The sequence below is a fragment of the Nostocoides japonicum T1-X7 genome, from assembly GCF_001046855.1.
GTDB classification, from domain to species: Bacteria; Actinomycetota; Actinomycetes; order Actinomycetales; family Dermatophilaceae; genus Nostocoides; species Nostocoides japonicum.
Window position 1 is genome coordinate 3,713,656 of the sequence record NZ_HF570958.1, and the last position, 6,293, is coordinate 3,719,948.

Annotated in this window: 6 protein-coding genes; all 6 read left to right on the forward strand. The window is 72.1% G+C overall.

Going from position 1 to position 6,293, the window contains the following annotated elements:
* A partial coding sequence (locus BN12_RS16835) for an AAA family ATPase (protein WP_048554278.1) occupies positions 1–1,210 on the forward strand: 1,210 nt, incomplete at its 5' end.
* 111 nt (positions 1,211–1,321) lie between these two features.
* Positions 1,322–1,546, forward strand: a complete 225-nt coding sequence (locus BN12_RS16840) for a hypothetical protein (protein WP_048554280.1) — start codon at positions 1,322–1,324, stop codon at positions 1,544–1,546.
* A gap of 44 nt (positions 1,547–1,590) precedes the next feature.
* Positions 1,591–3,546: a M13 family metallopeptidase gene (locus BN12_RS16845; protein WP_048554286.1), complete on the forward strand. Its 1,956-nt coding sequence runs from the start codon at positions 1,591–1,593 to the stop codon at positions 3,544–3,546.
* Positions 3,547–3,763: 217 nt separating this feature from the next.
* A complete protein-coding gene (ftsY, locus tag BN12_RS16850) occupies positions 3,764–4,978 on the forward strand; it encodes a signal recognition particle-docking protein FtsY (protein ID WP_048554288.1) in 1,215 nt (404 codons plus the stop codon).
* A gap of 24 nt (positions 4,979–5,002) precedes the next feature.
* Complete coding sequence (locus BN12_RS16855; protein WP_048554294.1) at positions 5,003–5,452, forward strand: hypothetical protein; 450 nt, start codon at positions 5,003–5,005, stop codon at positions 5,450–5,452.
* On the forward strand, positions 5,449–6,293 hold an 845-nt coding region (locus BN12_RS25320; protein WP_048554296.1), incomplete at its 3' end, for a hypothetical protein. The genes BN12_RS16855 and BN12_RS25320, both read left to right, overlap by 4 nt.

Consider the following 6,293-nt stretch of genomic DNA (forward strand, 5'->3'; position numbering starts at 1 on the left):
GAGCCGCGCCCGCACGACCGAGACCGAGCACCGGCTCACGCTGCGGACCAAGGAGGAGCGCGCCGGTGCCCTCAAGGGCCGCGCGGACTCCCTCGAGGGGGCCGCCCGCAACGAGCTCGCGGCGCGGGAGCGCCTCCGGCAGCGTCAGGAGCGCCGCCGTCGCGAGACCGAGGTGGCCGAGGCGGTGGGCCGGGCCGCGGCATACGCCATCGACCGGGCCCGTGAGGGACTCGCCCGCGCGCAGGAGCAGCGCGACACGGCCGAGCGGGCGAGGGTCGCTCGCGAGGAGGCGCTCGGCACGCTGCGCCGCGACCTCGCCACCGCGCAGGACGAGCTGCGCGACCTCACCGACTCCGTCCATCGCGACGAGGTGGCCCGGGCGGCCCAGGTCGCACGGGTCGAGCAGCTGCGCACCAAGGCCGTCGAAGAGCTCGGGATGGACCCGGACGTCCTTGTCGAGGAGTTCGGCCCGCACCAGCCGGTCCCTCCGGTGCCCGGGCCGGACGACGACCCCGACGCGCTCCCCGAGCCCACCGCATACGTCCGCGAGGAGCAGGAGAAGCGGTTGCGCAAGGCCGAGCGCGGTCTCGCGGCCCTCGGCCGGATCAACCCGCTCGCGCTCGAGGAGTATGCCGCGCTCGAGGAGCGGCACACCTTCCTCACGACCCAGCTGGAAGACCTCAAGAGCTCCAAGCGCGACCTCCTCGACATCGTCAAGGAGGTCGACGAGCGGGTCGAGCAGGTCTTCACCGAGGCCTTCCACGACACCGCCGCCCACTTCGAGCGGGTCTTCGCGCGGCTGTTCCCCGGCGGTGAGGGCCGCATCACCCTCACCGATCCCGGCGACATGCTGACGACGGGCATCGAGGTCGAGGCCCGTCCGCCGGGCAAGAAGGTCAAGCGGCTGTCCCTGCTGTCCGGTGGGGAGCGCTCGCTCGTGGCCGTCGCCCTCCTCGTCGCCATCTTCAAGGCCCGGCCGAGCCCCTTCTACATCATGGACGAGGTCGAGGCCGCCCTCGACGACACGAACCTCGGGCGGCTCATCACCCTCTTCGAGGAGCTGCGCGACTCCAGCCAGCTCATCATCATCACCCACCAGAAGCGGACGATGGAGATCGCCGACGCGCTCTACGGCGTGAGCATGCGCGGCGACGGCGTGACGACCGTCGTCAGCCAGCGCGTCAAGGACCTCGCCGCCGAGCCCGCCTGAGCCGCCGCACTCGGGGGCGGCGTCCCGGCATACGGAAGGAAAAGGGTCGCAGGGCGGTATGCCGGGCGCGTCGATTTGGGTTCGGTTCCGTCGATCGGCGACGATGGACGGGTGGTCGCCCTCATCATCGGACTCCTCGTCTGCGTCGCCGTGGCCGTCGTCATCGTCGGTCTCGTCGCGATCCCGGCGCGCCGGGAGGGACGCGACCTGCTGACGACCCGCGGCGAGGACCTCGTCGCCACACTTCGCGACCGCGACAAGGACGACACGCCGGAGACGCCTGCCGCGACCGCTGCGGCCTCGCAGCAGCCGCGGACTCCACCCGAGCACGCCTGACGCCATCCTCCGCGGTGCGGGGTGCCTGTGATCGAATGGCGGGCATGACGTCCGGCATCTACCTCGCTGACCAGGACCCGGAGGTCCGCCCCCAGGACGACCTCTTCCTCCACGCCAACGGTCGGTGGCTGAGGGAGAACGAGATCCCCGGTGACCGGGCCCGCTACGGCACCTTCGACATGCTCCGCGAGCGGTCGGAGTCCGACTGTCACGAGATCGTCGAGGATCTCGCGCAGCGTCGGGCCGGGCTCGACGACACCGAGCGGAAGGTGGCCGACCTCTACGCCGGCTTCATGGACGTCGACCGGGTGGAGTCCGCCGGCGTCACCCCGCTGCGGCCGTTCCTCGACGACGTGGCGGCGCTCACCTCGACCGCGGAGGTCATGCCGCTGCTCGGCCGGTGGCTGCGGGACGGGGTCATGGGTGCCGTCGTGCCCTTCGTCAACACCGACGACCGCGACAGCGACCGGTACGTCGTCTACCTCGAGCAGGCCGGCCTCGGGCTGCCCGACGAGTCGTACTACCGCGAGGAGGCCTTCGAGCCGATCCGCACGGCATACGTGCCTCACGTCGAGCGGATGCTCGACCTCGCGGGTGTCCCCGACGCGCCCGCCGCGGCGGCGCGGGTCATGGCCCTGGAGACCGAGCTCGCCGCCCACCACTGGGACCGCGTCGCCTGCCGCGACGCCGTCCGCACGTACAACAAGCTCACTCTCGACGAGCTCGCCGAGCGGTCACCGGCGGTCGACTGGCGCGCCTGGGTCACGGCGCTCGGGGGGTCCCTCGAGGCCGTCGAGGAGGTCGTCGTCCGACAGCCCTCGTATGCCGAGGCCCTCTCGACGGCGCTCGCCGGCCGGCCGCTCGAGGAGTGGCAGGACTGGCTGCGCTGGCACGCGGTCCACGAGTTCGCGCCCTACCTGCCCTCCGCCTTCGTCGAGGAGAACTTCGCCTTCTACGGTCGGACGCTCTCCGGTATGCCGCAGCTGCGCGAGCGCTGGAAGCGCGGCGTCGCGCTCGTCGAGGCGGCCATGGGGGAGGCCCTCGGCCGTGCCTACGTCGAGCGGCACTTCCCGCCGGTGGCGAAGGAGCGGATGGAGATCCTCGTCGGCAACCTCGTCGAGGCGTTCCGCCGGGACTTCGAGACGCTGGACTGGATGAGTCCCGAGACCCGCAAGGAGGCGCTCGCCAAGCTCGAGCGGTTCGTCCCGAAGATCGGGCATCCGCAGGAGTGGCGCGACTACTCGGCCCTCGTCGTCGACCCGAGTGACCTCGTGGGCACGGTCCGCCGGGCCAGCGCCTTCGAGCTCGACCGCAACCTCGCCAAGCTCGGCGGCCCGGTGGACCGCTCGGAGTGGTTCATGACCCCGCAGACGGTCAACGCCTACTACAACCCCGGGCTCAACGAGATCGTCTTCCCCGCCGCGATCCTCCAGCCGCCGTTCTTCGACGTCGAGGCCGACGACGCGGTGAACTACGGCAGCATCGGCGCGGTCATCGGGCACGAGATCGGGCACGGCTTCGACGACCAGGGCTCGCGGTACGACGGCGACGGCAACCTGCGCGACTGGTGGACCGCCGAGGACCGTGAGCGGTTCGACGCCCGTTCGCAGGCCCTCATCGCCCAGTTCGACACGCAGGAGCCCATCGAGGCGCCCGGGCACACGGTCAACGGCGCCCTGACCGTCGGCGAGAACATCGGCGACCTCGGCGGGCTGACCATCGGGCACGCGGCATACCTCATCTCGACCGAGGACGACGGCGAGCCGCCCGTCCTCGACGGGCTGACCGGGTCGCAGCGGTTCTTCCTCGGCTGGGCGCAGGTGTGGAAGGGCAAGGCCCGGCCGGAGGAGGCGGTGCGGCTGCTCGCCATCGATCCCCACGCCCCGCAGAACTGCCGGAGCAACGTCGCGCGCAACCTCGACGAGTTCCACGCCGCCTTCGGCGCCGTCGAGGGTGACGGCATGTGGCTGCCTCCGGGCGAGCGCGTCCGGATCTTCTGACATCGGGCCCGATAGCCCTCCGGCCCGATAGCCCCCCGGCCCGATGACCCTCCGGCCTCCGGCGCGGCAGGTGCGGGGTTGTCGTGGTCCGGGAAGCGGTTCGACAACGGAAAGCCCGCACCTGCCGATTCGGCTGCGGGGATGGTGAGCCGTCCGGCCCGACGAATGCGGGTGACGTGTCCATCGGGCAGGGCGCCGTCGATGCGAGGATGACCCGGTGAGTTCACTGTGGGAGTACCTGATCATCGCCCTCGCCCTCCTCGTCGTCATCGTCGGCGGGGCGGTGGTCCTGCTGCACGGTCGTGGCGGGCGGACGAAGGAGCTGCCCGGGCGCGAGAGCACGCCGCAGGGCACCCGGCCGCCCGGTGCCGGTGGCGGCGCAGGGACCGATGACGACGGAGGCGTCGCCACGCTCCCTCGGCCCGGCCCCACGACCGTCGAACCCGAGGCGCCGGTCGAGCCCACGACCCTCCCCGAACCCGAGCCCACGCCGACCCTGGAGCGTCCGGAGGCCGCCGCCGGCCGGCTGCAGCGGCTCCGTGCCCGCCTCGCCCGGTCCAACACCGCCCTCGGGAAGGGGCTGCTCGCCCTCCTGTCCCGCGGCGAGCTCGACGAGGAGGCATGGGAGGAGGTCGAGGACACCCTGCTCACCTCCGACCTCGGCGTCGAGGCGACGACCGAGCTCGTCGACTCCCTCCGCACCCAGGTCAAGGTCGAGGGAACGCGGGACGAGGCGACGGTCCGTCGATGGCTGCGCAGCGACCTGCTCACCCTCGTCGACCCCTCGATGGACCGCTCCGTCGCCGCGTCGCGGGTGGGGACGAGACCGGCCGTCGTCATGGTCGTCGGCGTCAACGGCACCGGCAAGACGACGACCGTCGGCAAGCTGGCCCGGGTGCTCGTCGCGGAGGACAAGGACGTCGTCCTCGGGGCGGCGGACACCTTCCGGGCTGCGGCGGCCGACCAGCTCGAGACGTGGGGTGCCCGGGTCGGGGTGCCGACGGTCCGCTCCGACCGCGACGGCGCCGACCCGGCGTCGGTGGCCTTCGACGCGGTGCGGACCGGCATCGAGGTCGAGGCCGACGTCGTCCTCATCGACACTGCGGGCCGCCTCCACACGAAGGTCGGCCTCATGGACGAGCTCGGCAAGGTCAAGCGGGTCGTCGAGAAGCAGTCGCCCATCGACGAGGTCCTCCTCGTCCTCGACGCGACGACGGGGCAGAACGGCCTGCGCCAGGCCGAGGTGTTCTCCGAGGTCGTCGGCATCACCGGCGTCGTCCTCACCAAGCTCGACGGCACGGCCAAGGGCGGCATCGTCGTCGCGATCCAGCGCAAGCTCGGCGTCCCCGTCAAGCTCGTCGGGCTCGGCGAGGGCCCCGACGACCTCGCCCCCTTCGACCCCGAGGCGTTCGTCGACGCCATCGTCGGCTGAGCGCCCGGCCCCCGGCATACGGACATGGTTCGGCTCTCACCGGTCGCCAAGGCGTGGCGCATCGGCGTCGCGCTCCTGTTCACCGCGCTCTTCGTCGCCGGGTCGCTCGTCGGCAACGACCCGTGGTGGCCGTTCGGGCCGTGGCGCATGTTCGCCACCTCGCAGGCGACGACCGGTTCCGTGTGGTCGACGGGCATCGAGATCCGCACCGACGCCGACCCCACCTGGCACCCCGCGCCCCTCACGCCGGAGAACACCGGCCTCAACCGGGCCGAGATCGAGGGTCGCATCCCGCAGATCGTCGCCGACCCGGCGATGCTCGGAACTCTGGCGCACAGCCACGGACGGCTGCGGCCCGACACCCCCGCGTGGACGGGAGTCCGCGTCGTGCGGCACGAGATCGGCGTCAAGGACGGGCACGTGACCGGCCGCGACGACGCGCAGGTCCTCGCCGTGTGGGAGGCCACGCCATGACCCGCCTCGGCCGCTGGCTCTTCGAGCCGATGCCGCTCGCGCGCGTCGCCTGGCTGCGGCTGCTCGTCTACGCATTCGTCGTCGTCGACGTCCTCGGCCTCCACACCTCCGGCTGGTACCACGGCTACGCCGACCCCGTCTGGTACGAGCCGCTCCTCATGGGGCGGCTCCTCCACCTCCCCGCCGCCACCGTCCTCCTCGTCGACGTCCTGAAGTGGCTGTGCGTCGTGGCCGCCGTCGCCGCGATGTCTGGGCGCTTCCCCCGGGCGCTCGGCTGGACGGTCGCCGTGTGCTGGATCTGGTACCAGTACGTCGCCTTCAGCTACGGCAAGGTCGACCACGACCGGGGCGACTTCGTCGTCGCGCTGCTCCTCCTGCCGACCGTCGGCCTCGCGCACCTGTCCGACACGCGGCGGAGCGAGGCGGCAGGGTTCGCCCTCCGGGCCGTCCAGCTGACCGCCATCGCGACGTACTTCCTGTCCGCCTGGGCCAAGCTCCGCTTCGGGGGCATCGACTGGGTGAACTCGGCGACGATGGTGCGCGCCGTCGTCCGCCGCGGCACGCCCTGGGCGCAGTGGCTCCTCGACATGCCCTGGACGCTCCACGCCTTCCAGTGGGTGCTGTTCACCGCCGAGATCACCTCACCGATCATCTTCTTCGTCTCCGAGAAGTGGCGCCGGCGGATCGTCGGGGCCTGGTACCTCTTCCACGCGATGACGTATGCCGCCATCACCATCGCCTTCTGGCCGCACCTGGTCATGATGCTCGCCTTCCTCCCGCTGGAGGAGTATGCCGACCGCCTCCGCGCCCGCTGGCGCGCCCGGCGGTGGCTCCGCCGAGC